Here is a 24,667-nt window from a genome sequence, read left to right on the forward strand (position 1 = left end):
GTAGCCTTTAGGCTATGAATTCCACGCCTATTTCCGTCGTCATCGCAGGTGGCGGCACCGCCGGACACATTGAACCCGCCCTCGCCGTGGGCGAAGCTTTGCGCGAGCGCCACGGCGCACGTATCACCGCTCTCGGTACCGAAAAGGGCCTCGAGCGCGATATCATTCCCGCCCGCGGCGTGGACCTTAGCCTGATTACCCCTGTGCCAATCCCGCGCAAGGTCAACGCGCAGCTCTTCAAGCTACCGTTCAACCTCTCCCGCGCGGTGGGAGAGGCCAAGCAGATACTCAAGGACGTCGAGGCGGATGTCGTCTTCGGCACCGGCGGCTACGTGGCCGGGCCGGCCTATATCGCTGCGCGATCCCTCGGCATCCCCTTTTATGTTCTCGAGACCAATGCCTTGGCTGGAATGGCCAATAAGCTCGGCGTGAAGATGGGTGGCATAGGACTCAACGCTCACCCGGATTCTGGCATGCCGGGCGAGGTCGTTGGCATTCCCGTTCGCCCGAGCCTGGCGGAGGACCCGAATGGCAACCTCGCTGCAGACGCGCGCACCAAGTGGAACCTGGCCGCGCTTCCCACCATTCTTATCACCGGCGGGTCCCAAGGCGCGGCCAGCATCAACCGCGCTGTTGCTGGAGCGGTGGAGGACCTGGCACAGGACTTCCAGCTACTGCACGCCTATGGCAAGAAGAATGATCCGCCCGCAGAACACCCGAACTACGCCGCACTGCCGTATATCGAGGACATGGGCTCCGCACTTGCGGTAGCCGACCTCGTCGTGTGCCGCTCCGGCGCCATGACCGTTGCCGAAGTATCCGCCGCAGGCCTTCCGGCCATTTACGTTCCGCTGCCGCACGGCAATGGCGAACAGGCGCTCAATTCCCGCGACGTGGTCGAGGCAGGCGCTGCCATCCAGATTCCGGATGCGGAGCTGACCGCAGAGCGACTCATCTCCGAGGTACGCGGCATTCTCGATGACCCGCAACGCCTCGAGTCGATGACGCACGCCGCCGCCCATGCCAGCGCCGGAGACGTGGCAAATTCCATCGCAGACCGCATCGCCGCCCGCGTATCCGAGGCCGAAGACGCCGCTGGAAGGAAGGATAAGTAAATGACTGATCCCGCACACTACGATCTGCGCCGCGTCCACCTCATCGGCATTGGTGGTTCCGGCATGTCAGGGCTCGCACGAATCCTCGCCGCTCGCGGCGGAGTGGTCACAGGTTCCGATGTCAAAGACTCCACCCCGGTTGAGGTGTTGCGCACCATGGGCGCCAAGGTCGCCATCGGTCACGCCGCGGATAACCTGCGACTGTCTGGTGAACTGCCCACCGTCGTGGTTACTTCTTTTGCCGCCATTCCCCAAGACAACCCGGAGCTAGTGGCCGCAAAGGATAACGAAATCCCGGTAATTCGCCGCTCCGATCTGCTCGCCGCCTTGATGGAAGGCCACAAGCAGGTGTTGCTGGCTGGCACCCATGGCAAAACCTCCACCACGTCGATGACCGTGAGCGCGATGCAGCACGCTGGTCTCGATCCTTCCTTTGCCATCGGCGGCCAGCTCAATCGCGCGGGTACCAATGCCCACGGTGGCACCGGGGAAGCTTTCGTTGCCGAGGCCGATGAATCCGATGCCTCCCTGCTGCGCTATAGCCCCGACGTTGCGGTCCTCACCACCATCGAGCCCGATCACCTCGACTTCTTCCACAGCGAGGAAGCGTATATCCAAGTCTTCGATGACTTTGCTGATTTGGTCACCCCGGAGACCGGCTACCTCGTTGTGTGCGCCGAAGACGAGCACGCTGCCCGGGCTGGCGAGCGGGCGCTGGAGCGCGGGATCAACGTCGTGGCCTACGGCTCGCCGGAGAAGTCTTTTACCTCTACCGTGCCGCTGGCCGCCGAGCTGGTCCGCGAAGAGACCACCGCGGAAGGCATGGACACCACCGTCAAGCTCGACCTTCCTGGCGTTTCTGAAACCGTGCGCTACGAGCTGCAGATCCCAGGCCACCACATGGTGCTCAATTCCATGGGTGCCTTGATCGCCGGTGTGCTCTCCGGCGGCACCCCGGCCGCTATCGCCGAGGGATTGGCTGTCTTTAGCGGTGTGCGCCGGCGCTTTGAGTACCGGGGGAGCGTCGACAAGCAGGGCAAACCCGTGCGGGTCTTTGATGACTATGCCCACCATCCCACCGAGGTTGCGGCAGTGCTGCGGGCCGCACGCGCCAAGGTCGAGGCTGAAGGCCACGGCGGGCGCGTCATCGCGTGTTTCCAGCCGCACCTGTACTCGCGTACCATGGAATTCGACGCCGAGTTTGCCCAGGCACTCTCGCTTGCCGACGCCGCCGTGGTACTCGACATCTACGGCGCTCGCGAACAGCCCGTGGAGGGAATTACCTCTCGCATCATTACCGATAAGATGCCCGCTGATATGCAGGTCATCTTCGAGCCGGATTTTTCCGCCGCTGCCCGCGACGTCGTGTCGGTGGTGGAGCCGGGCGATGTGGTGCTGACCATTGGTGCTGGCTCGGTAACCATGGTGGCAGCAGAAATCCTCGATGAATTGCGGGCAAGCTAGTGCGTGTATCCGCAAAGCTCATCGCTGGGGTCATCGCCGCAATTGTCGCTGTGGCCCTCATAGCGGCCGCCGTGATGTGGACAGTTCCCGTCCTGAAGGTACGCAATTTTCAGGTGGAAGGTGTCCACCAGCTTGATCCCGCACAGGTGGAGGAGGCCTCTGGGGTTCCCAAGGGCGAAAATTTGCTACGCGTGAACGCGCGTGAGGCAGCTTCCGGCGTTGCTGGATTGGACTGGGTCGATTCGGCGACAGTCTCCCGCGATTTCCCTTCGACCTTGACCATCAACGTGTCCGAGCACAAGGCCGTGGCGTTTGTAAAGCGCGATAATAAGCCCTACCTGATCGATGATAAGGGCGAGGAATTTACCTCCGCTGAGCCTCCGGCGGGCGCGGTTGAGGTGACCGGCTCCGTCGATAGTGGCTCCCCGCAAACTCAGGATGCCGTGCGGGCGATCGCAGCGCTTTCCGACGATGTCCGCAACCAAGTAGCAAAGCTCGAAGTAGCGGGCGAGTACTCGCTGACTTTCACCACTAAAGATGGCCGGCGCGTCTTCTGGGGTGCCAGCGATTCCAACGATGAGGACAAGGCGCATGCCTTTGCCACAGTATTGAAGATGGAAGGCCGCGAGTGGAATATTTCCAACCCTGAGTTGGTCACCACACGCGGATAGGGCGACGGGTGCCCCCGCAGGTGCTTTTTATCGCTCTTGTGGGCCCGTGCAGCACCGCTTAGGCGTGTGCGCTGCACGGGCTCTTTTTAGTACCTGAACCATGGGGCGGATGATACGGGTGTGACTTATAAAACCGCAGGTGAGAAACCCTAAAGTGGAACTTGAGGGTCTCGACACGCGGAAAATGTGCGTGAAAATTACACCGCTGTCGTTAAAGATGGAAAGGAACGCGATTCGCCTTCGGCGGAGCGCATTACATTCCTCGTTTAATGCACGTGCAGACTTAAAGTAGCGAAAGGTGAGACCTACTCACATGATCTCTTCCAATAACAATCTCGCGGATATCAAGGTCGTCGGCGTCGGCGGCGGCGGCGTCAACGCCGTCAACCGCATGATCGAAGAAGGCCTCAAGGGTGTTCAGTTCGTCGCCATCAACACCGACTCCCAGGCCCTTATCTTCTCCGATGCAGACACCAAGCTCGACATTGGCCGTGAGGCCACCCGCGGCCTCGGTGCCGGCGCTAACCCTGAGGTAGGAAAGACCTCCGCAGAAGATCACAAGTCCGAAATTGAAGACGCCCTAGAGGGCTCCGATATGGTCTTCGTGACTGCCGGCGAGGGTGGCGGCACCGGCACCGGTGCTGCTCCAGTCGTGGCGTCTATCGCGAAGAAGATGGGTGCGCTGACCGTCGGTGTTGTCACCCGTCCGTTTAAGTTTGAAGGCGCTCGCCGTACCCGCCAGGCCATGGCCGGTATTGAGGAGCTGCGCGAGGTCTGCGATACCCTCATCGTCATCCCGAATGACCGCCTGATGCAGCTCGGTGGGGAAGAGCTTTCCATCGTCGAGGCTTTCCGCGCTGCCGATGAGGTGCTGCACAATGGTGTGCAGGGTATTACCAACCTGATCACCATTCCGGGCATGATCAACGTCGACTTTGCGGACGTTCGCTCCGTCATGTCTGACGCTGGCTCCGCGCTGATGGGCATCGGTTCCGCCCGCGGTGATAACCGCGCCATGACCGCTGCTGAGCAAGCCATTAACTCCCCGCTGTTGGAATCCACGATGGAAGGCGCCAAGGGCGTGCTGCTGTCCATCGCCGGCGGCTCCGATCTTGGCCTGCACGAGGTTAATGCCGCCGCCTCCATGGTGGAAGAGCGCGCTGACGAAGACGTCAACCTCATCTTCGGTACCATCATCGATGACACCCTGGGCGATGAAATCCGCATCACCATCATTGCCACCGGTTTCGATGCCGAGGCGAATATGACCCAGGCCGCTGCGCAGCAGCAGCCTGAGCAGGAACAGCGCAAGCCGGGTTCCCTTTTTGATAATCGCCAGCGCGAGGCCGCAGAGCCCGTCACCCCGGCACCGGCGCAGCCCGCTGCCGCTCAGCCGGTACAGGATGACTACTCCCCGCGCCACTCCTACGAGCCGCGCGCCGGCCAGGAGCGAGAGCGCTACACCCCGCAGCGCCCTGCCGAGGAGCGTCGCCCAGAATCTAGCGGTCTGTTCACCAACTCTGACCGTTTCTCCCGCGAGGAGCGCCGCGATGACTACCGCCTGTCCCGCCCATCCCAGCGTCGTGATGATGACGGCGACGACGATCTGGACGTGCCTTCCTTCATGCGCTAAGCGCAAAGCGCTACGCTGGTGTGCATGCCAGTAAACGAGGAACATCGCACCACCCGCCCCGTCCGCATGGTTTTTACTAGCCGTGCTGGCGGGGCGTCTGCTATTCCATACGATTCCTTTAACTTGGGGCACCACGTCGGCGATGACCCCGACGCGGTTGCCGCTAACCGCGAGCGCCTGAAGCGCGTGACCGGTCTGGACAATATCGTGTGGATGGAACAGCTTCACACCAATACCGTCACCGTCGTTGATGGTCCACAGGACGAGCCCGTGCCAGCCACAGACGCAATTGTCACCACCCAGCGCCGCTTGGGCTTGGGCGTCCTTGTTGCGGATTGCACGCCGGTACTGCTTGTCGACGTCGCCGCTGGTGTCATCGCCGCCGCCCACGCCGGCCGCCTTGGCGCCCGCAACGGCATTGTGGTCAATACCGTGCGCGAAATGCAGAAGCTTGGCGCACAGCCCGAGCGCATTCAGGTGGTTATGGGGCCGGCTGCTTCGGGAAAGAACTATGAAGTGCCCGAGGAAATGGCCACTGACGTCGAGCGTCGTTTGCCCGGCTCCAAGACACAGACGTCGAAGGGCACGTGGGGCATCGATGTGCGCGCAGGGCTGATTCGCCAGCTTATGGGGCTAGGTATCACCGCGATTGAATCCGACCCGCGCTGCACCATCGAAGACGAAGACTTCTTTTCCTATCGACGCGAAGGCGTCACCGGCCGCCAGGCTGGACTAATTTGGTTGGAGGCTAAGTAATGTCAGACCGAAAGGCACAGCTAGAACAAAACCTAGCGGCCACCCGTGCCGAGATTGAACGGCTAGCAGCGCAGTCAGGGCGAAAACCACCGCAGCTGTTGCCGGTGACGAAGTTTCACCCAGCTGCCGATATTGCCCTGCTGGCAGAGCTAGGAGTTACCGACGTCGCCGAAAACCGGGAACAAGAGGCCCGTGCCAAGGCCGCTGAGCTGCCGCAGCTGCGTTTCCACATGATTGGCCAAATCCAAACCAAGAAGGCCAACCACGTAGCCCGATGGGCAGCCAGCGTCCATTCGCTTGATTCTCTCAAGCTCGCCCACGCGCTGGAGCGGGGAGTTTCCTTAGCCAAGGAACGAGGCGAGCGTGAAAGCAATTTGCCGGTATTTATTCAAGTCTCCGCCGACGGTGATGGTGCTCGCGGCGGTGTTTCTCCTGAGGCGCTCGATGAGCTCGTGCGTGCCGTAGAAGACGCGCAGCACCTAGAACTCGCCGGACTCATGGTCGTTCCGCCTCTCGACGCCGATGCAGGTGAGGTATTCCGGAAGGTCCGCGGAGAGGTAGATCGTCTATCCTCTGAGCTTAACCGACCGCTGAAAATGTCTGCTGGAATGAGCGCGGACCTGGCCGAGGCAATTGTTGCGGGCAGCGATATCGTGCGTGTCGGAACCAGTATCACGGGACCGCGACCAGTAGGTTAAAAATATCGCAAAAGCGCATTTCACAGCGTAAATCACATGAGTCACACCAGACACATTTTACGCGTTTAGACTTGTACAAATTTAGGTCAGAGGGAGACCCAAAAATGTCATTCATTGATAAGACGAAGGATTTCTTCGGGCTGGGCCCGGTGGACATCGAAGAGGACGATGCCTACTACAACGAGGAGCCGCGTTACTCCGAAAATAGCTCCTCGGCCTACGCGCCTCGCCGCGCCCCGCAGTCCTATGAGCCGGCCCCAGTGCAGGAGGAATTCGTTCCGACCATCGTGGCTATTTCGCTGACGTCTTTCAATGATGCAGCCAAGGTGGGCGAACCTTTCCGTGACGGTGATGCCGTTGTCTTCGAGCTGACTGACGCAGAAAAGGCCACCGCCAAGCGCTTCATCGACTTCGCTGCCGGCCTCTGCTTCGGCCTGGAGGGTCGTATGCTCAACCTCACCAAGGGCATGGACACCGAGCGCAAGGTCTTTTCTATCGTGCCTAAGTCTGCGGACATTGCAAAGCACGAGCTCGAGCGCGCCGCAGGCTTGCGCTAAAGCAGCAGGTCTCACTTAGCCCCCGTGGGGTGCCGATTGGGCATCTGCGGGGGTTTATTCGATAGGCTCGGTTATTGTGACACAACTCGGAATTATTCTTATCCTGCTCGTGCGGATCTATACGTGGGTGCTCATCGCTCGCATAATTATTGAAATGATCCAGTCCTTCTCGCGGCAGTTCAACCCTCCACGCTGGTTCATGGTTGTAGCGGAGCCTCTGTTTGTAATTACGGATCCGCCGGTCAAAGCGTTGCGCCGCCTGATCCCGCCTCTGCAAATGGGGGGCGTAGCGCTTGATGTATCGGTGCTTGTGCTGTTCGTCTTGCTCTCGATACTCACAATGATTTTGCGGATAATTTTTCTGAGTTAGCACCCCCGTCGCCTCGAAACCTGTGGTAAACGTTGAGACTCGGCGGGGCGTCGATTATTGTGGGCGTTTGGTTACGATAAATCGCGATAACCCGTATTATGAACCACATGTACCTTTGTGGGGAAGGTTTAGTTAGACCTGAACCGCACTCCTAAGGCCCTGGAAGCTCCGGGGTTGTACCAACCTGAAGGGGAAGAGAAGACATGCCACTGTCACCAGCTGATGTTCACAACGTCGCGTTCAGCAAGCCGCCGATTGGCAAGCGCGGCTACAACGAAGACGAGGTGGATCAGTTCCTCGACCTCGTAGAGGACGCCCTTGCCCAGCTGCAGGATGAGAACGAAGACCTGCAGGCGCAGGTTAGCGATCTGAACTCCCAGGCCAAGGCGGGTGCTGGCGCCGGTGCTGCTGGTACCGCAACTGCGGCTTCCACCCGTACCGATGAGGCTGCGCTGCGCAAGGAGATTGAGGCCAAGCTGCGCGCCGAGTACGAAACCAAGCTGGCGGACTCCAAGTCCGAGGTTTCCCGTGCCAAGGAAGAAACCAAGAAGGCACAGGAGCAGGTTAAGGCTGCCCAGGCTGAGGCTTCTAAGGCGCAGGCGTCTGGCTCCGCTGCTGCTTCCTCTTCTGCAGACCTGAAGGCAGCCCGCGAGGAGGCTGCTCAGGCGAAGAAGGATGCAGAGGCAGCCCGCGCGGAGGCAGCACAGGCTAAGAAGGAACTCGAGGCCTCCAAGAAGGAAAACGACGAGCTGAAGAAGTCCGCTTCTGCAGCTGGTTCTTCCAAGGCTGGTGCAGCGGCTGCGGGTATCGCAGGCGCTGGTGCTGCTCAGACCGCCGATGGCCTGGCTACCCCAGAAACCCACATGCAGGCTGCCCGCGTTCTGGGTCTGGCACAGGAGATGGCAGATCGCCTGACCTCTGAGGCTCGTGCAGAGTCCGAGTCCATGCTGTCCGAAGCACGCACTGCCGCCGAGAAGCAGCTGACCGATGCTGATTCTCGCTCCAAGGCGCAGCTTGCCGACGCCCAGAAGAAGTACGACGCCCAGCTGCAGGATGCAGATTCCCGCTCCAAGAAGCTGGTATCTGACGCTGAGGCTAAGGCAAAGCAGACCGAGTCCGACGCTTCTTCCCGTGCCGAAGCACAAATCCGTCAGGCCGAGGAGAAGGCTGCTTCGCTGCAGGCCGATGCCGAGCGCAAGCACACCGAGGTTATGAACACCGTCAAGCAGCAGCAGACCGCACTGGAGGCTCGCATCTCCGAGCTGCGCACCTTCGAGCGTGAGTACCGTACTCGCCTGAAGACCCTGCTGGAGTCTCAGCTGGAAGAGCTGGCTACCCGCGGCACCGCCGCACCGAACGGCGAGGCTGGCAACAACTAAGCCACCCCGTTCTTCTTAGCGCCCCCGCCACCGCGGCGGGGGCGCTATTGTTGTTTTAGACCGTAGTGTCTTAGCCCGCTCCTACCGAAAGGAACCATTGTGCTCGTTGCCGCTTTAGTTCTCGCCCTCGTGGCATTCGTGGCCTTGGTCAACTTCGTTATCTCGGGAGCCGATTGGTCGTTGTATATCGTTTTTGCCGCTGCTGGACTCGGACTTGTGTGTTTCATCCTGGACTGGGCGCATAAGCATCGCGCTGACAAAGCCCAGGCAACTGAATCACCTGAGCAGGAGGCTCTGCGCGCAGCCTTTCGCGAGAACTAACGCCGCGAGACCCCAAGCCTTCGGTAGCAGGCATGCCAATAAGGCGCGCGAGGCGCCTTATTTCGCAGTCGGGTTCTAGCAGTCGGGCGGTTGCCACCGGATCTGTCCGTTGGTTCGGGCAAGTCGCCCGCGCAGCGGCGGGGCATTGGGATCGTCATCGTTGGCGCCATTGTGGTACGCGCAAGCTGTGGATAAGTTCGCGATATTGGTCAATCCACCGTGCAACCACGGCTCCAGATGGTGAATTTGGCATTCATCGGCAGGCTTAGCGCACCGCGGCCATGGGCATACCGGATTTTCCGCGCCCGCCATCAACCGCTGCTTGGCATTGGCGAAGCGCTCCGTGCGGTACAGGTTCACCGCGCCTTCATAGGGGCTTACTAGGGTAATGAGCCCATGTTCCTTCAAGGTGCGGCGCACATACTGCGCACCCGTAAGCGTCGCTCCGTTGGTCATCTGCAAAGTGATTTCTTCACCATCACCGTTGACGATGCGCACGTAGTCTTCCAGCCGCACGATGACATTGGTTACCACCGTGCTTCGTTGCGCTGTATCTCCTCCGAAAAACGTATCTTCCACTACATCTAACGGCTTCCTATCCTGGTTTTCCACCGCCGCGTGAAGATCCGCAATAAACGAAGACGAGCCGTCGATCGCTAGCGTCCACGGCGCATCCTTGCGTCTGATGATGCGTATACCAGGCTTCACCTTGCGCTTTTTCTTCGGAACCTTGGATTGCGCTAGCTTTTCTAGTGCCGCTGCTGTGGCCTTGGTGGTGCACAGTTGTTCGCGGAGAACCCAGGCGTCGAAAAGCGTGGGCATCTTGCGCGCATACTTTTCAATGATGGATAGAGCAACAATGGAATGCCCATTGTGCTGAGCACCTTCGATAGCACGACGACGCTTCCTCGTGAACTTGGTCGTGCCGCAGTACGCCTCTTTTAGCAATGCCAACTCGCGGGCCGTCTTTTCAGCGGCACCTCGCGCGCAGAGGTCCTCCTCGGACATGCCTGCGCACCCGAGGACGATGTCCATCCCGGGGGCCATGGCTGCGAGGTAAGTATCTAGCGCGTTCACGACTCACAATTTATTTCCCCGCGCAAGCCCTCACAAGGGAAAATTTTTTGCCTGTGGATAACTTATTGTGCACGAAGATTCAGGGGCGCTATACTGTGGCCTACACGCAGTGATCCGGCCATCACCGGGGAGCAATTCAGAAGAACAGCCAGTGTGGCCCAGTAGAACTGAACGGGTGGGACCGTCAACTCCTTCACCGAAACGAAGCGGAGCCTGCGGGCTCAAGCAGGGTGGTACCGCGAGCCTTATTGGCGCGTCCCTGCACCGTGTTAAGAGTGAAGGATAATTATGGCGAAAAAGATTTACCCCAAGGTCGACATGACGGGTGGCTCCAGCCGCTTCCCAGATATGGAAGAGGAAGTCCAGAAGTACTGGAAGCAGGATGATACCTTCCAGGCTTCGCTAGAAAAGACCAAGGACTGCCCAGAGTACATCTTCTATGATGGTCCTCCATTTGCCAATGGTTTGCCGCACTATGGCCACCTGCTGACCGGTTATGTGAAGGATATCGTCCCGCGCTACCGCACGATGGCTGGCAATTTCGTGCCTCGTGTCTTCGGCTGGGATACTCATGGCTTGCCCGCCGAGCTGGAGGCGGAAAAGCAGCTGGGTATCACTGAAAAGGCGCAGATCGAGGACATGGGCTTGGAAAAGTTCAATGAATACTGCGCTAAATCCGTGCTGGAGTACACCGACGAGTGGGAAGAGTACGTCAACCGCCAGGCCCGCTGGGTGGACTTTGAAAACGGCTACAAGACCATGGATATCAACTACATGGAATCGGTCATGTGGGCGTTCAAGGAGCTTTATGACAAGGGCCTCATCTACAAGGGCTTCCGAGTTCTTCCGTACTCCTGGGCGGAGCACACTTCTTTGTCCAACCAGGAGACCCGCCTGGATGATTCTTATAAGATGCGCCAGGATCCGACCCTGACGGTTACCTTCCCCGTGGAGGGCGCGCGCGAGGGAAGCGCGGCAGAAAAGACGTTGGCGGAGCACCCTGCGCTTGCCGACGCCTCCTTCCTCGCCTGGACCACCACCCCCTGGACCTTGCCTTCGAACGAGGCCTTGGCGGTTCATCCAGAGGTTTCTTACGTGCTTTTTAAGGCTACGGAGGGCGATTTCGCTGGCCGTACCTTCATCATGGCGGAAAACCTGCTGTCCACCTTGGAGAAGGAACTGGGTGAGGCCGAGGTACTGGAGTCCTTTACCGGCGCGCAACTCGAGGGCTTTACCTATGAGCCTATCTTCGGCTTCTTCCCGGATCTGCGCAATGCCTACCAGGTCTTGATCGCTGATTACGTCACCACAGAGGACGGCACCGGTGTGGTACACCAGGCTCCTGCGTTTGGTGAAGACGATATGAATACCACCAACCAGTACGACATCGAGCTGGTTATCCCGGTGGATGAGGATGGCAAGTTCACCTCGCAGGTTCCGCCGTATGAAGGCCAGCTGGTCTTTGATGCAAATAAGGACATCATCAAGGACTTGAAAGCCGCTGGGCGAGTGGTGCGACACGTAACCATCGAGCACTCTTATCCGCACTCATGGCGCTCGGGCGAGCCACTTATCTACATGGCACTGCCGGCCTGGTTTGTGAAGGTAACCGAGTTCCGCGATCGCATGGTGGAGCTTAACCACAAGGAGATTGAGTGGCTGCCGGAGCATATCCGGGATGGCCAGTTTGGCAAGTGGCTCGAGGGTGCACGCGATTGGAATATCTCTCGTACCCGCTACTGGGGTGCGCCTATCCCGGTGTGGATGTCTGATGATGACAATTACCCGCGCATGGATGTCTACGGCTCCTTGGATGAGCTGGAGCGCGATTTCGGAGTTCGTCCGGAGTCGCTGCACCGTCCGCACATCGACGAGTTGGTGCGCCCGAACCCGGATGATCCGACTGGTAAGTCGATGATGCGCCGCGTGCCAGACGTGCTGGATTGCTGGTTTGAGTCCGGCTCGATGCCGTTTGCGCAAAAGCACTACCCATTCGAGAATAAGGAATGGTTTGAAACCCATTCGCCGTCCGACTTCATTGTGGAGTACTCCGGTCAGACGCGTGGTTGGTTCTATGTGATGCACGCACTGTCCACCGCGCTTTTTGATCGCCCGGCGTATAAGAAGGTCGTGGCCCATGGCATCGTGCTGGGCAACGATGGCCTTAAGATGTCTAAGTCCAAGGGCAACTATCCAAACGTCAACGAGGTCTTTGATCGCGATGGTTCGGATGCCATGCGCTGGTTCCTGATGTCTTCGCCTATCCTGCGCGGAGGCAACCTCATCGTGACCGAGCAGGGCATTCGCGAGGGCGTGCGCCAGGCTATCCTGCCTATCTGGAATGCCTATACCTTCCTGCAGCTCTACGCAGAGAAGGAAGCAACGTTCGACACCAGCTCCACGCATGTTCTGGACCGCTATATCTTGGCCAAGACCCACGATGTGGTGGCCAATGTCAACGCGGCGCTTGCCGATACCGATATCGCCACGGCAACCGAAGAGGTGCGCCTGTTTGCCGACGTCCTGACCAACTGGTACGTCCGTCGCTCGCGCGATCGTTTCTGGGAGGGCGAGGACGCCCATCCTGAGGCGTTTAATACCTTGTACACCGTGCTGGAGACCGTGACTCGCGTGGTGGCACCGCTGCTACCGCACGTGGCGGAGGTAATCTACCGCGGGCTTACCGGTGAGCGTTCGGTGCACCTGGCAGACTACCCGCAGGCCGCGGATTACCCGTCTGATGCAGGTCTCGTCTCTGCGATGGATGCGACCCGTGCGGTGGCCTCGGCAGCGTCTTCGGTGCGCAAGTCCAATAAGCTGCGCAATCGCTTGCCGCTGCCGAAGCTGACGGTGGCCCTCGATGGGGCGCAGCGCCTGGCGGACTTTGCCGATATCATCCGCGACGAGGTCAATGTCAAGGAAGTTGAGCTTACTGACGACGTCGATTCGGTAGGTACCTTCCAGGTGGTCTGCAACGCGAAGGTCGCCGGCCCGCGCTTGGGCAAGGACGTGCAGCGCGCCATCAAGAACCTCAAGGCTGGCAACTATGAGCGCCGCGGCGACGAGGTTGTAGTGGACGGCGATATTGTGCTTGGCCCGGATGAGTACACCGAGCGCCTGCAGGCAGCGAATCCGAAGTCGACCGCGCGTATCGAAGGCCTTGACGGCCTGGTAGTACTCGATACCGAGGTGACCGAAGAGCTTGAAGCCGAAGGTTGGGCGGCGGACGTGATCCGCGGTCTTCAGGATGCCCGCAAGGCTTCTGGGTTCGAGGTTTCCGACCGCATCGCGGCCGTACTTTCTGTCCCTGAGGAGAAGAAGGCCTGGGCGGAGCGTCACGCTGATCATATCGCCGGTGAAGTGCTCGCCACCGATTTCCAGGTGACCACCGAGGCGCTCGATGGTGCGGAAGTGCACGAGGTGGTCAAGGGGGTTAGCGCTACCGTCGTCAAGCAGTAGCGCGTACGTTGCCACCTAAAAGAATGATTGCCCAGCCAGTGCGGCTGGGCAATTTTTTATGAGTGATAGGACTTAACGGACCGGGCCGGGCAGGTGAGAGCGCCAACCGAGGACCACGTTAACGAGGCAGCACAGTGCGAGCACGGCGCCAATGAGGAATAGGGTGGTAAAGCCGAGCAGCGGGGCAAGTGCGCTGAAGGCCATGGGGATAAAGAAGCCGGTATAGGACACCGAGTAGTAGACGGCGGTGAGGCCGGCGAGTTCTTCGGCACGGGCGATGCGCTGGACCTCGGAGAGACCGGCGACAAGGGCGAGGCCGTAGCCTGCGCCCATGACCGCTGCGCCGGCGATTCCGAGCGGCAGGGAGCGAGTATGGGAGGCAACCGCGCCGAGGATGGTGCCCACAGTGATAACGCCCATGGCAACTGCGGAAGCGCGGGCGGAGCGGCTGGTATCGATGACCTTGCCGAGCATCTGGATGCCAACGCCGCAGCCCAAGGTGATAACTGTCATGAGGCCCGAGAAAGCGATGGGGGCATCGCCGGCGGACTTGGACAAAAGCTGGGGCAGGAGGGCATAGGCGGCGCCAGCGCAGCCGAAGACCCACGGTGCGACCGGCAGGACAATGCGCACGAAGCGGCGGTGCGCTGCGGAGGGAATGTGCAGCATGCGCAGCATGTCGCGGATGCTCAAATCAAGGAAGGTGTCTTTTACCGTAGCGCCCCGCGGTGGGCGGGTTTCCGGGGTCTTCATCAGCCAGATAGCGGTGGCGACGGTGAGGAGGATGTGCAGGATATACGCCAAGTGGGTCGGCCACGGACCCCATTGGGCCAGCACCGAAGCGAGGCCGGCACCGATGAGGAAGCCTAAGGTCAGGCACAGGGAAGCGTGGCGCGGGCCGGCAGCAGGATCACCGCCAGCGCGGGTAATGAGCTCTGCCACCCACGTGGAGCCGACCGCCATGACGATGCCTAATGCCAAGCCACACATGATGCGGCCCACGGCGATGACGAGCGGCTCGTTCGGCGCGATGGATAAGAGGAACGAACCCAACAGTGACAGCGGTGCGGCAGGCAGCATAGTGGGGCGGCGGCCAATGTAGTCCGAAAGCGGGCCAGAAATCAGCAACGCCGGCACGATGCCGAGCACATAGGCGGCCAAGAGACCATTGACGGTAACCTGCGAGAAGTGCGACTCCTCGCGGTACATCACTAGGAGAGGGGTGAACTCATTGCCGCCCCACGCGACAGCGACCATGCTGCCAGCGACGGGAAACCATGAGTGTTTGGCAAACTTTTCGGTCATAGTTGATTCCTCGAGTTGGTTAGGTGGGTGTCCAATGCGGAAAAGTAGGCGTCGAGGTCGCCGGTGCGGAGGGCATCGGCAAGCGTGCGGTGCTGATCTACGAAGGTGCGGGCGCGGGCTACGTTGCGGCCAATGGCCGTGGCGGTAAAACGCTGCTGGCGTTCGCGCAGCTGGTGTCCCAGCCCGGCCAGCAGGGTATTGGCACCGCCATCCATGATGATCTGGTGGAAACGCGCATCAAGATGTGTATAGGCATGCAGGTCCGCGCTATCCAACGCAGTATCTTGCTCCGCGATGGTCGCATCCAGCTGATCAGCGATGTCCGCGCGCTCGGCATCAGACATTGCGCAGATCTTTTCAGCGCAGTGCCTATCTACAAGCAAGCGTGCCTCATAGACCTCGCGGATTTCCTGCGGGCTGATCGGCACGATGAGCGCACCCCGCCTGGGGTAGAGCTGTAGAAAGCCTTCGACCTCTAGGCGCAGGAAAGCCTCGTGCATTGGGGTGCGGCTAATTCCCATTTCGGTAGCCAGGGAGGCCTCGGAAAGCATCTGCGAGGGCTCGAAGGAGCCGTCAATGATCTTCTCTTTGACGAAGTCATAGGCGCGCTCCGCGGCGGGCTGCATTCGTTCATTGGACATGCATCCATCTTGCATACAAGCTTGCATGCAAGCAAGAATATGAGGGGGATTTGTGGGGAACGAATCTAGTCATGCGAACGTGTGACGTGGCACGTATCAGGGTCGAAGAGTAAGCCGTGGCCCATGCCGACCCAGCCGATGAAGGGAGCGTCGGCAAGCGTGTGCGGGGTGTGGACGTGCCCAAGGATCCAGGCATCGGCCTCGCAGGCCTGTAGCTCAGCCACGGAAAGCGGCAGGCAGGTGCCTTTAGAAAACTCACCGGTGACGGAAGAATGTAGGAGGCCGAGGACCGGGCCGTCGCTGCGGCGGGGAGGAAACTGGAGGCGGCGCGGGTCCGGATCGGTGGCCACCGCTGCGGTTAGAACCGTGGTGTTTCCTATATGAAAGGTATGCACCTGCGTGCCGTGGACCGTGACCTCGGGCGGGAAGTCCAGGTTGTGGTGGGTATCGTGGTTGCCGGAAATGAAGTGGACTTCGTTGAACAGGGTGACAGCATGGGCCATAATGGTGCGGATCTGAGGCACGAACTCGGCCGAGTCCGCGTTGCGGTCAATGATATCGCCCAAGCACACGCACGCCGTGGCCCCACTATTGGCGGCAACCTCGAGTTCCTGCAGGGCCCAGTCCAAGCCGGGGGCGCCAGGGAGACCCAAGTGGAGATCTGAAAAGACGAAGATGCTAGCGGGCATGTGCGGCCTTTCGATTGTGCTACCAAGACGAAGGGGATACATGCAATTGCGATTGTTTCCGCAGGGCTGTGGGGTCGATATGTTCGGCTCGGGCAGTAGGGAGTGAGGAGAGTTGTGGACTCCGTGTGCAACTATGGAGGCTTCATAGGCTGAGGGGTGTTTTCTGGAGAAAGTGTCCTTGAAAACCTAAAAAGATGACTTTGCGAGCGGGTGGCGATGAGATGGAAAGAAATAAAAGCTTTAATTAACGGCGCACAAACACCCAGGAGTCCGCCCGTGAGCGCGCCTATTAAACTGGGCCGCATGCAACGCTGGGTTTTACATATCGACATGGACGCGTTTTTCGCCTCCGTCGAGCAGCTGACCCGGCCTACGCTGCAGGGGCGTCCCGTTTTGGTGGGAGGCACCAGTGGGCGCGGCGTGGTGGCCGGCGCCTCCTATGAGGCGCGCGAGTACGGCGCGCATTCGGCCATGCCGATGTATCGCGCGCAGCAGCTTGTTGGACTTCGCGCGGTGGTAGTGCAGCCGCGCCGGGCGGTGTATGCGGCGGCTTCGCGGCGCGTATTTGGCATCATCGCGCAACACGTGGAGGTCATCGAGCAGCTTTCTATCGATGAGGCCTTTATGGAACCCGCCGCCCTGGAAGGAGCGAGCGCGGAGGAGGTCAAGCGCTGGGCGGATGAGCTGCGCGCGCTTATTCGGGAAGAGACGGGCCTTCCGTGCTCCATTGGGGCGGGATCGGGCAAACAATTTGCCAAGATCGGATCGGGCGAAGCGAAGCCTGACGGCACCTTTGTCATTCCGGCGGAGCGCCAGCTAGATATGCTGCACCCCCTTGCGGTGAACAAGTTGTGGGGAGTCGGCCCGGTGACCGGCGCGAAGCTCAAGTCCATCGGCGTCGAGACCATTGGGCAGCTGGCGGCGATGACGCGCAAGGAAGTAGAAATTTCCATCGGCAGTGTGGTGGGGCTGCAACTGTGGCAGCTAGCCCGTGGCATCGATGACCGTGAGGTGGCGCCGCGTGCTATTTCTAAGCAGATTTCTACTGAGCACACCTACCCGAAAGACTTGCAGACCGCCCCTGAGGTCGATGCAGCCATCACTCGCGCGGCGGAGGGCGCTCACCGCCGGCTGCTTAAGGATGGGCGCGGCGCGCGCACCGTAACGGTGAAGCTGCGCATGGCGGATTTTCATATCGAATCGCGCTCGACCACCTTGCCCTACGCGACTGACGACGCCGCCGTGCTCACCGCTGCCGCCTTCAAGCTTGCCCGCTACCCCGATGAGCTGGGGCCCATCCGCTTGGTGGGGGTGAGCTATTCCGGGCTAGAGGCCGCTCGCCAAGACGTGCTTTTTCCAGAGCTCGACCGCGAGATCGTGCGTCCTGCTCCGGCGGATACGGACTATGAAACTGGGGTAAGCGACGACGCAACGCCGACCATTCCAGCGCCTACAGTGACGGTGGAAGAAGAAACCGATAACCAGTGGCACGCCACGCAGGATGTTTTCCACCCTGATTACGGCCACGGTTGGATTCAAGGCGCCGGCCACGGGGTGGTGAGCGTGCGCTTTGAAACGCGCGCCACGGGGCCCGGGCGCACCACATCCTTCGCGGCCGACGATCCCGCGCTCGTGCCGGCAGACCCGCTCGACTCGCTGGATTGGCAGGACTGGCTGACCAGCGAGGACTAGCCCTCCTGAGCGAAAAGATCCGCCGGATCGGTGCCGGTGGCCAGCGCCGCAGCGAGCAGGATTCGCGCTTGGCTCGGGCGGAACCATCCGGCGTTGATGGCGCCACGCTTCCCCAGGCTCGCGCCACCGCCGTCGCCACCGTAAGCCAGCGCCGTCGGGCCATAGGGTGTGCGGGTAGAAATGATGACGGGGAGGCCGGCGCGGAGGGCGTCGGCAAGCGCGCGGCCCATCTCCTCGCCCATATTTCCCGAGCCCATGGCCTCCACAATGAGACCGGTGGTGGGGGAGTTTACGGCGGCGTCGACCAGCAGGCGCCCCGCTCCCGGATAGGCGGGGATGATCTCGATACGCTGCGACGCCAGCGGGGCAGGATGCAAACGCGGGGTGGTGCCAGGAACGAGCAGCGACTCAAACCCGCGCAGGTCACTGGTGTGCCGCTTGCGCGCACCGCGCGCCGGAATGGTTTCCCCGCCAAAGCAGAGGAAAACCCCAGGGCGCCCGCTGGCCGCAAGCTCGCGGGCAGCGCGCAGATTGGTGGGGCCGTCGGCCGCGGGGTGATCGTAGGCGCGCTGCGCGCCCGTAAGCACGATGGGTTTTGCCCCTGCACAGAAAATCTCCAACGCCAGCGCGGTTTCCTCCATGGAGTCGGTGCCATGGGTGATGATCACGCCACCGATGTCCTCGCGCGCGGTGTGCTCGTTGACTACTGCAATGAGCTCATCGAGGTCCGCCAAAGTAATAGAGGACGAATCGAGCTGGCGAAACTCCACTACCTCGGCGTCGATTTCAGCGGCAAGGTCTGCGCCGGAGATGGTGGGAACCAGGGAACCATCGGCCACGGTGGTGCACGCGATCGTGCCGCCGGTGGCGATCAAAGCAAGTTGGGTCATGCACTCAAGGTTAAAGAAATCTCCGCCCACGCGGCGGGCGCAGCCCGGAAAAAGCTGGTGCAGCTGTAAACTGATGGGAGCTTAGAACCCAGACGTGAGGAGTTAGAAGTGAAATTCCGCAAGTTTAGCGCCGCGTGCCTCGCACTGACCGCGGCCACCGCCCTGGCCGCCTGCTCTTCCGACGACGAGCAGGACGATACCGCCGCCACCAACACCGAGGCGCAGGAATCTGCCTCTTCCGACGGCGATTCCGCCGCCCCAGCGCTGCCGTCCCCGGCGGATCTCAACGCCATCTTGGCCAAGGCCACGGATCCGAACGCTTCTGAGCAGGAAAAGACCGCCACCGTGCAGGGCGGCGAGACCGCACCGGAAATCTTTGACACCATGGCACAGTCCAAGCAGGAATCCGGCGCCGAGTTCGAGGTCGTTGATCCTGTGCTTCCGGGCTATGACCCGCAGTCCGTGCTGACCACCGTGAACTTCACCACCGCTGACGGCCAGCAGCAGACCGCTGACCAGGTGGAATTCGTCTACGAAGACGGCACCTGGAAGCTTTCCAAAGCCTGGGCTTGCACGCTCATCCAAAACACCGTGCCGCCGGAGCAGGTTCCGGAGATGTGCGCGGATACCGGCGCCGGTGCCTCCGCACCTGCCCCGGCACCGGCCGAGGGCGACGCTGCCCCGGCTGAAGGCGACGCCCCCGCGGCCGGCGCCGAGCAGGCCCCAGCTGAGGCCCCAGTAGAAGCCCCGGCCGAGTAACTAGGAAAAGTTCAGCTCCGTCAGGCTCGACTGCACCACGCGCAGCTCCGAGCCGGCGGCGCCATAAATGACCTTCGTGTCGAAAGACACGTTACCGCCCACGGGCAGCGGCTTGCTCAGGTCTACCGTGATGTTGCCCTTGGACTGGGTGCTGGAGTCCACAACCTTGAGCTCCTTGTCCTCCAACTCCGTGCCCTGGGCCTGACCCTCAAAGGACAGTGCGCCTAGCGACGGCCGCTGCTCTACCTCCACGTTGAGCTTGACCTGGTCGCCTTCGATGGAAGCGACCGTATAGCGCGTGGTCTGCAGCAGGGTGGACTCGCCGGTAACGCGCGAATCCACCGTCCAGCTCGCTCCCTTGCCTACCTCCTCGGTGGGGAAAACCACGGGTAGGGCCGTCAGCTTCATAATCGCCTGTTCCACGGAGCCACGGGCTTCATCCGTGGCGTCTTGGGGTGCGGCCAAGCGCAGCGAATTCATCTGGCCATTGTCTTGGCCACGCCAGCCAAATTGGAATCCCTCGGCCGAGGAGACGTCGGTGTCGCCAGAAGTTTCCGGCGCACCGGCCGTGACAAAGGCATTGCGGGTGGCGGGCAGCTGATCTTCGACATCCTCGCTGGCCTTATCTACCTTGGCCGATAGCGGCAGGGTAGTGGTGGTGGATTCGACGTCGGAGGCCTGAAACTTCTCGGCCGCGGACTTTTTGAGCAGGTCCTGCGAAAAACCCTCGGTAACGCGGTAGTTCACGTCCTGCGTGGAGTCGATATCGCGGTATTCCAGGAGCTTTTTCTCCCCGGTGCCGGGATTGTCCACGGTGACGCGTGGGGCGTCGATAGTCAGGCCCACGGGCTGTTCTACCGCGGGTCCCGGCTTTTCATAGGAACACGCCGTAAGCGCTACGGCGGCTGTGGTCAGGGCTGCAAAAACTTTGACTCGAAACACGCTTACCAAAATACCGGACGCTCCCGTTTAGAATAGAGCGGGTGAGTCAAAAACGAAGGAGCAAGACAGGACTTATCGCCGCGGTGGTCATTGCCGTGGCGCTGGTGGACCAAGCCGTGAAACAACTAATGCTCTCCATCCTTACGGAGGGCGAGCCCCTGCCGGTCATTGGGGATTGGTTCCGGTTTACCCTGCTTTTTAACCCTGGCGCCGCCTTTTCCATGGGCGGGGAGGGATCGACGTGGCTTTTTACCACTATCCAGCTGGTCTTTGTGCTCGGCGTGGCCATTGCCGCCCCGCGCATTACCCACTCCGGCCAGGCGGTGGGCCTTGCGCTTATCGCCGGTGGCGCGTTGGGTAATTTCGCTGACCGCATCTTCCGTGCCCCCGGCTTCTGGTTTGGGCACGTGGTGGACTATATTTCGGTCGGCTCTTTCGCCGTGTTCAATATTGCGGACGCGGCCATTACCTGCGGCGTGGTGCTGTTCATCATCGCCATGGTGCTGGAGGAAAGGAAGGCCGAGCATGAATAGGCAGATGCGCAGCTTCCCCATTCCTGAAGGCCTAGAAGGCATGCGTGCCGACGCCGCCCTGGCCAAGCTCCTTGGCCTTTCCCGGAGCGCCACCGCGCAGCTGTGCGCCGAGGGCAACGTGACCATCGATTCCCAGGAGCTGGGCAAGTCCGAGCGGTTGACCTCCGGCAACGTGGTCTCGGTGCTTTTGCCGGAGCCAGAAAAGCCGTTGCTGCCGCGCGAAGAGCTGGTCGAGGGCATGGACGTGCTCTACAGCGATGCCGATATCATCTGCGTGCATAAGCCGGTGGGTGTGGCCGCGCACCCCAGTGTGGGCTGGGACGGGCCGACGGTGATTGGCGGGCTGCGCGCGGCCGGTTATACAGTCGCTTCGTCCGGGCCGACCGAGCGCCAGGGCATCGTGCACCGCCTCGATGTGGGCACCTCTGGCGTGATGGTCGTGGCTTCCTCGGAGCGCGCTTATTCCGCGCTCAAGCATGCTTTTAAGTACCGCAGCGTAAAAAAGACCTACCACGCCGTGGTGCAGGGCCTGCCGGATCCCATCGAGGGTACCGTCGATGCGCCTATCGGCCGTCACCCCAAGTCGGGCTGGAAATTCGCCGTGCTTGACGACGGCAAAGCGGCCGTCACCCATTACAGCCTCATCGAGGCCTTCCGCGAGGCCAGCCTCATCGAGGTGCACCTAGAGACCGGCCGCACCCACCAGATCCGCGTGCACATGTCCGCCACCGGCCACCCGTGCGTGGGCGATCCGATGTACGGCTCGGATCCCAACCTGGCTAAGCGCCTTGGGCTTAAGCGCCAGTGGCTGCACGCGGTAAAACTCGGCTTTACTCACCCCGGCACCGGCAAGTGGTTCGAGATTGCGGCGCCGTACCCGGCCGATCTCGAGCACGCTTTGGAGGTTCTGCGGGGATGAGGAAGGTCTACCGGCGGCGTCGGCTAGCGGCCTTGGCGGTGCTTGCGGTGGTTTTCCTGGCCGCGCTCGCGCTTTTTGGCGCCCTAGGGACCCAGGCTTCTTCGCAGGTACAAGGAGACCAGCTCGGCCCGGATGGCGAATCGCGCGCGGAGTATATTGCGCGCGTGTCCGGCAGCGACATTCCAGACGCGCCTGCCTACGCTCTAGTCACCTTTGACGAGGACCTGCCGCCCGTAGCCGCCGCGGCCGCCGTTGCCGCAGCCCCGCGCATGGACGCCATCCTTATCGGCTCCACCGCCCCCATCGACGTCCCCGAACCCACCGCCGGCGAGGACCGCGCCGCCGTCATCCAACGCGCTTTCGACCGCATCGATGCCTCCTATGGGCAGCGCCCCACCGCGGTGAGCGCCGCTGTGGTGTGGGGGTCGGGTGCCCAGCTTGCCGACGTCGCCTCCACCCCCTCCGTCGCCGCCGTCGAACCCGCGCCTGCCGACGCCGCCTGGGGCAGCTTCGCCATCCGCCCTCCCAGCTAATATCGCCCTCCTGGTCCCTATGGCGCGCGGTGGCCGCCCAGTGCTTTTAGCATCTAAGGCATGGAACACATTCGGGCTTATATCGCGGCGCTCAACTCGGCGATGGACATCCTCGCCGAGGCCGCCGATGCCTCCGCCGCGGACCTTACTGCCGCCGGCATGCCCGATGCCACGGCTGACACTATTGCGCAGCTCGCGCAGGTCTACTTGGGGACCACCAGCTTTCGCCGCCGCCAACGCCGCGCGGTGGACGGGGCCCGCCGCAACCGGCATTCGCTGCCGACGCTGGAGGTCATCGAAAAGCATGCGCGGCGCGCGCCCACCCAAGCCCGCGCCTGGGCCCTGCGCGCCGAGCTCACCCATATCGCGTGTGATACGCGGGAGATGGAAAGGCGTGCTCGCAAGAAGCTGCGCGAGATGCGCGCGCCGCGCGAACCCAAGCCGGGGGTGCGGCTGCGGCGCCGCGCCGCCGGAAAGCCGTGGACTCTGTCTATCACTGGCCCTTCCGCGCTGATTGCAGAACTCCACCAGCATGCCGGCTCGCTTGCCGACGTCGCCTCCTTCTTCCGCACCGGTACCAGTGCCGCCACCTCCACCGTGCGCACCAACGTTGTGGTGCCGCTGGATAAGTTGGTTGGCGTGGCCCATGGCAGCGACGATGTAGTGCTGACCATGACCAATGGCGCGCAGATTACGGGCTCCGAATTGGCCCAGCGCGCGCTTGCCGAGGAGGGATTTGTCACCCTGCTCCACCCCGTAGAGGGCCCAGTGAACCTGTACCGCATGCGCCGTGGGGCCACCTGGAAGCAGTTCATGATGGCTGCGGCGGAAAATCCCACATGCCCGGTCAGGGGCTGCCATAAGCCTGCCGATGAGTGCCAGATCCACCACATTTTCAGTTGGGCCGGCGGGGGATGGACCAATGCGAAGAACCTCACCACTGCCTGTGCTTACCACAATGGCCGCAATGATGACCATCGCACCGGTCCGCCGCGCAACGGCCGCTTCGAGCGCACCGCCCGCGGCGTGCGCTGGGTCAACCCCTGGGATCCGCCCCCACCGGATCTTGTCGATACCGGGCCCACCAATACGACCACCGCGTAGGCTAGACCTATGTCCTCACAGCAGTCCTTTTCGCAGTGGATGCCCAACTACAAGTTTGCCTATATCGCCGCGTGGGTCGCGGTGGTGGTTTCCGGCATCGCGCTTTTAATCGGCCTTGTCACCGGCGGCACCTCGATGACGCTGGTGTTTTCCGGGATCGTATGTGCCTATGGCATTTTCCTCGTCGTGGTGATGCCGCGCTGGGCGCTGCGGGCAGAAGAGGAACAGGCGGCGCGTCGCCGCGCCCGTGCCGCTCGCGAGGAACTTAGGCGCTCCTAGCCATGCGCACCAAGTCGGCGACGTAAATAGCCACCGCCACGCCGATAATGCCGAAGCCGATCCAGCGGTGCGTTGAAAAGTGCTCGTGGGTGACAAAGAGCGCCCACAGCATCTGCATGATGGGGGTGAGGTATTGGAGCATGCCGATCGTCGATAAGCGCAGCGTCCGTGCGCCCTCCGCAAAGCAGAGAAGCGGCAGCGCGGTAATCAAGCCGGCGCTGACCAAGAGCAGCGCATGGCCGATGCCCTCGCTGGCGAAGGTGCCCTGGCCGCTACTTTCCAGCCACAGGATGTAGCCCACCGCCAGCGGTGACATCACGAGCGCCTCCGCTGCGACAGAGACGGCCGAGGACACCCGAACCTGCTTTTTGAGCAGCCCATAAAAGCCGAAGCTGAAGGCTAACAACAGCGAAATGTATGGCGCCTGGCCGGTAAAGAACGTCAAATACAGCACCGCGATGGCCGCAACGCCCACCGCGCCGGCCTGCCACGGCCGCAGTCGTTCCTTCAAAAACACCATGCCGAGGGCGACCGACACTAAGGGATTGATGAAATACCCCAGCGCTGCATCGGCCACGTGGTTGCTATTAATCGCCACCACGTAGGTGCCCCAATTGACCGTGATGAATACACCCGCGGCCGCAAGCCAACCCCACGTGCGCTTGTCCATGCGCGCCATTTCGCGCCACCGGCCGCCGAGGAACAAAAATCCGGTGACTAACACCGCGGTCCACAACACGCGGTGCGCCAAGATTTCCAGCGGCGATGCCGGCAGCAACAGAGGGAAGAACGCGGGGAAAAATCCCCACATGATGTAGGCGGCGAGCGTGTAGAGCATCACAAAATAATAGCCCATTTTGACCGCCCCGCTATGATGAGCC

General features: G+C 61.4%; 25 protein-coding genes. 18 read left to right on the forward strand and 7 right to left on the reverse strand.

The window, feature by feature from the left end; all coding sequences use genetic code 11:
* The first annotated feature begins 14 nt into the window (after positions 1-14).
* From murG to QP965_RS00295, 10 genes are all read left to right on the forward strand, one after another.
* Positions 15-1,115 (forward strand): undecaprenyldiphospho-muramoylpentapeptide beta-N-acetylglucosaminyltransferase, encoded by a 1,101-nt coding sequence (murG, locus tag QP965_RS00250; protein WP_284843763.1) that lies wholly within the window; start codon positions 15-17, stop codon positions 1,113-1,115.
* A complete protein-coding gene (gene murC, locus QP965_RS00255; protein WP_284843764.1) occupies positions 1,116-2,579 on the forward strand; it encodes a UDP-N-acetylmuramate--L-alanine ligase in 1,464 nt (487 codons plus the stop codon).
* Positions 2,579-3,250, forward strand: a complete 672-nt coding sequence (locus tag QP965_RS00260; RefSeq protein ID WP_239278948.1) for a cell division protein FtsQ/DivIB — start codon at positions 2,579-2,581, stop codon at positions 3,248-3,250. Before murC ends, QP965_RS00260 begins: the two co-directional genes overlap by 1 nt.
* A 313-nt stretch (positions 3,251-3,563) precedes the next feature.
* Positions 3,564-4,883: a cell division protein FtsZ gene (gene ftsZ, locus QP965_RS00265; protein WP_284768541.1), complete on the forward strand. Its 1,320-nt coding sequence runs from the start codon at positions 3,564-3,566 to the stop codon at positions 4,881-4,883.
* A 24-nt stretch (positions 4,884-4,907) separates the two neighbouring features.
* The gene (pgeF, locus tag QP965_RS00270) at positions 4,908-5,639 is read left to right on the forward strand and encodes a peptidoglycan editing factor PgeF (RefSeq protein ID WP_239278945.1); all 732 of its coding nucleotides are present in this window, start codon (positions 4,908-4,910) and stop codon (positions 5,637-5,639) included.
* A complete protein-coding gene (locus tag QP965_RS00275; RefSeq protein WP_284843765.1) occupies positions 5,639-6,337 on the forward strand; it encodes a YggS family pyridoxal phosphate-dependent enzyme in 699 nt (232 codons plus the stop codon). Before pgeF ends, QP965_RS00275 begins: the two co-directional genes overlap by 1 nt.
* 104 nt (positions 6,338-6,441) lie before the next feature.
* On the forward strand, positions 6,442-6,894 hold the full coding sequence (locus tag QP965_RS00280) for a cell division protein SepF (RefSeq protein WP_005324522.1): 453 nt from the start codon (positions 6,442-6,444) through the stop codon (positions 6,892-6,894).
* 76 nt (positions 6,895-6,970) lie between these two features.
* Positions 6,971-7,264: a YggT family protein gene (locus tag QP965_RS00285; protein WP_239278943.1), complete on the forward strand. Its 294-nt coding sequence runs from the start codon at positions 6,971-6,973 to the stop codon at positions 7,262-7,264.
* 203 nt (positions 7,265-7,467) lie between these two features.
* Complete coding sequence (locus QP965_RS00290) at positions 7,468-8,643, forward strand: DivIVA domain-containing protein (protein ID WP_239278942.1); 1,176 nt, start codon at positions 7,468-7,470, stop codon at positions 8,641-8,643.
* Between the two features lie 99 nt (positions 8,644-8,742).
* Complete coding sequence (locus QP965_RS00295; protein ID WP_284843766.1) at positions 8,743-8,964, forward strand: zinc-binding dehydrogenase; 222 nt, start codon at positions 8,743-8,745, stop codon at positions 8,962-8,964.
* A gap of 75 nt (positions 8,965-9,039) precedes the next feature.
* Here the strand turns inward: QP965_RS00295 and QP965_RS00300 are convergent, their stop codons facing one another.
* The gene (locus QP965_RS00300) at positions 9,040-10,041 is read right to left on the reverse strand and encodes an HNH endonuclease signature motif containing protein (protein ID WP_284814860.1); all 1,002 of its coding nucleotides are present in this window, start codon (positions 10,039-10,041) and stop codon (positions 9,040-9,042) included.
* 288 nt (positions 10,042-10,329) lie between these two features.
* Between QP965_RS00300 and ileS the strand changes: the two genes are divergently transcribed.
* Complete coding sequence (ileS, locus tag QP965_RS00305; protein WP_284843767.1) at positions 10,330-13,500, forward strand: isoleucine--tRNA ligase; 3,171 nt, start codon at positions 10,330-10,332, stop codon at positions 13,498-13,500.
* Between the two features lie 72 nt (positions 13,501-13,572).
* Here ileS and QP965_RS00310 read toward each other — a convergent pair whose 3' ends face one another.
* The 3 genes from QP965_RS00310 to QP965_RS00320 form a co-directional block, all read right to left on the reverse strand.
* Positions 13,573-14,805 carry an MFS transporter gene (locus tag QP965_RS00310; protein ID WP_239278940.1) on the reverse strand — a complete coding sequence of 411 codons (1,233 nt, stop codon included), beginning with the start codon at positions 14,803-14,805 and terminating at the stop codon, positions 13,573-13,575.
* Positions 14,802-15,446, reverse strand: a complete 645-nt coding sequence (locus QP965_RS00315; RefSeq protein WP_284843768.1) for a GntR family transcriptional regulator — start codon at positions 15,444-15,446, stop codon at positions 14,802-14,804. The genes QP965_RS00310 and QP965_RS00315 overlap by 4 nt, the downstream gene beginning before the upstream one ends.
* Positions 15,447-15,511: 65 nt before the next feature.
* The gene (locus QP965_RS00320) at positions 15,512-16,135 is read right to left on the reverse strand and encodes a metallophosphoesterase (RefSeq protein ID WP_284843769.1); all 624 of its coding nucleotides are present in this window, start codon (positions 16,133-16,135) and stop codon (positions 15,512-15,514) included.
* Positions 16,136-16,438: 303 nt separating this feature from the next.
* On the opposite strand from QP965_RS00320, the gene QP965_RS00325 reads away from it, so the two are divergent.
* The gene (locus QP965_RS00325; RefSeq protein ID WP_284843770.1) at positions 16,439-17,827 is read left to right on the forward strand and encodes a DNA polymerase IV; all 1,389 of its coding nucleotides are present in this window, start codon (positions 16,439-16,441) and stop codon (positions 17,825-17,827) included.
* On the opposite strand, the gene QP965_RS00330 is transcribed toward QP965_RS00325, so the two are convergent.
* Complete coding sequence (locus QP965_RS00330) at positions 17,824-18,717, reverse strand: asparaginase (protein WP_284843771.1); 894 nt, start codon at positions 18,715-18,717, stop codon at positions 17,824-17,826. The genes QP965_RS00325 and QP965_RS00330 overlap by 4 nt on opposite strands.
* A gap of 108 nt (positions 18,718-18,825) precedes the next feature.
* Here QP965_RS00330 and QP965_RS00335 point away from each other — a divergent pair, with 108 nt between their 5' ends.
* Positions 18,826-19,476 carry a WKL family lipoprotein gene (locus QP965_RS00335; protein WP_049377625.1) on the forward strand — a complete coding sequence of 217 codons (651 nt, stop codon included), beginning with the start codon at positions 18,826-18,828 and terminating at the stop codon, positions 19,474-19,476.
* Here QP965_RS00335 and QP965_RS00340 read toward each other — a convergent pair whose 3' ends face one another.
* Entirely contained in the window at positions 19,477-20,418 is a 942-nt protein-coding gene (locus tag QP965_RS00340; protein ID WP_284843772.1) for a hypothetical protein, read from the reverse strand.
* A 41-nt stretch (positions 20,419-20,459) separates the two neighbouring features.
* Between QP965_RS00340 and lspA the strand changes: the two genes are divergently transcribed.
* The 5 genes from lspA to QP965_RS00365 are packed head-to-tail and all read left to right on the forward strand — an operon-like array spanning position 20,460 to position 23,786.
* The gene (gene lspA, locus QP965_RS00345; protein WP_502869219.1) at positions 20,460-20,951 is read left to right on the forward strand and encodes a signal peptidase II; all 492 of its coding nucleotides are present in this window, start codon (positions 20,460-20,462) and stop codon (positions 20,949-20,951) included.
* A complete protein-coding gene (locus tag QP965_RS00350; RefSeq protein WP_284814872.1) occupies positions 20,944-21,870 on the forward strand; it encodes an RluA family pseudouridine synthase in 927 nt (308 codons plus the stop codon). Before lspA ends, QP965_RS00350 begins: the two co-directional genes overlap by 8 nt.
* Positions 21,867-22,403 carry a hypothetical protein gene (locus QP965_RS00355; protein WP_284843773.1) on the forward strand — a complete coding sequence of 179 codons (537 nt, stop codon included), beginning with the start codon at positions 21,867-21,869 and terminating at the stop codon, positions 22,401-22,403. The genes QP965_RS00350 and QP965_RS00355 overlap by 4 nt, the downstream gene beginning before the upstream one ends.
* A gap of 60 nt (positions 22,404-22,463) precedes the next feature.
* Positions 22,464-23,507, forward strand: coding sequence for an HNH endonuclease signature motif containing protein (locus tag QP965_RS00360; RefSeq protein WP_284843774.1), 1,044 nt, complete (start codon positions 22,464-22,466; stop codon positions 23,505-23,507).
* 9 nt (positions 23,508-23,516) lie between these two features.
* Positions 23,517-23,786 carry a permease gene (locus QP965_RS00365; RefSeq protein ID WP_284843775.1) on the forward strand — a complete coding sequence of 90 codons (270 nt, stop codon included), beginning with the start codon at positions 23,517-23,519 and terminating at the stop codon, positions 23,784-23,786.
* Here QP965_RS00365 and rarD read toward each other — a convergent pair.
* Entirely contained in the window at positions 23,773-24,642 is an 870-nt protein-coding gene (gene rarD, locus QP965_RS00370) for an EamA family transporter RarD (protein ID WP_284843776.1), read from the reverse strand. The genes QP965_RS00365 and rarD overlap by 14 nt on opposite strands.
* Positions 24,643-24,667 lie beyond the last annotated feature (25 nt).

Origin of the sequence: Corynebacterium sp. MSK074, assembly GCF_030229735.1 — a bacterium.
Classification (GTDB): Bacteria; Actinomycetota; Actinomycetes; order Mycobacteriales; family Mycobacteriaceae; genus Corynebacterium.

Coding starts and splice junctions, on each gene's coding strand:
- QP965_RS00315 (WP_284843768.1), bottom strand. CDS start 15,446: ATGTCCAATGAACGAATGCAGCCCGCCGCGGAGCGCGCCTATGACTTC.
- QP965_RS00360 (WP_284843774.1), top strand. CDS start 22,464: ATGGAACACATTCGGGCTTATATCGCGGCGCTCAACTCGGCGATGGAC.
- QP965_RS00290 (WP_239278942.1), top strand. CDS start 7,468: ATGCCACTGTCACCAGCTGATGTTCACAACGTCGCGTTCAGCAAGCCG.
- QP965_RS00275 (WP_284843765.1), top strand. CDS start 5,639: ATGTCAGACCGAAAGGCACAGCTAGAACAAAACCTAGCGGCCACCCGT.
- QP965_RS00325 (WP_284843770.1), top strand. CDS start 16,439: ATGCAACGCTGGGTTTTACATATCGACATGGACGCGTTTTTCGCCTCC.
- QP965_RS00310 (WP_239278940.1), bottom strand. CDS start 14,805: ATGACCGAAAAGTTTGCCAAACACTCATGGTTTCCCGTCGCTGGCAGC.
- QP965_RS00280 (WP_005324522.1), top strand. CDS start 6,442: ATGTCATTCATTGATAAGACGAAGGATTTCTTCGGGCTGGGCCCGGTG.
- ileS (WP_284843767.1), top strand. CDS start 10,330: ATGGCGAAAAAGATTTACCCCAAGGTCGACATGACGGGTGGCTCCAGC.
- QP965_RS00320 (WP_284843769.1), bottom strand. CDS start 16,135: ATGCCCGCTAGCATCTTCGTCTTTTCAGATCTCCACTTGGGTCTCCCT.
- QP965_RS00330 (WP_284843771.1), bottom strand. CDS start 18,717: ATGACCCAACTTGCTTTGATCGCCACCGGCGGCACGATCGCGTGCACC.
- pgeF (WP_239278945.1), top strand. CDS start 4,908: ATGCCAGTAAACGAGGAACATCGCACCACCCGCCCCGTCCGCATGGTT.
- QP965_RS00365 (WP_284843775.1), top strand. CDS start 23,517: ATGTCCTCACAGCAGTCCTTTTCGCAGTGGATGCCCAACTACAAGTTT.
- rarD (WP_284843776.1), bottom strand. CDS start 24,642: ATGGGCTATTATTTTGTGATGCTCTACACGCTCGCCGCCTACATCATG.
- ftsZ (WP_284768541.1), top strand. CDS start 3,564: ATGATCTCTTCCAATAACAATCTCGCGGATATCAAGGTCGTCGGCGTC.
- murG (WP_284843763.1), top strand. CDS start 15: ATGAATTCCACGCCTATTTCCGTCGTCATCGCAGGTGGCGGCACCGCC.
- QP965_RS00355 (WP_284843773.1), top strand. CDS start 21,867: ATGAGGAAGGTCTACCGGCGGCGTCGGCTAGCGGCCTTGGCGGTGCTT.
- QP965_RS00350 (WP_284814872.1), top strand. CDS start 20,944: ATGAATAGGCAGATGCGCAGCTTCCCCATTCCTGAAGGCCTAGAAGGC.
- murC (WP_284843764.1), top strand. CDS start 1,116: ATGACTGATCCCGCACACTACGATCTGCGCCGCGTCCACCTCATCGGC.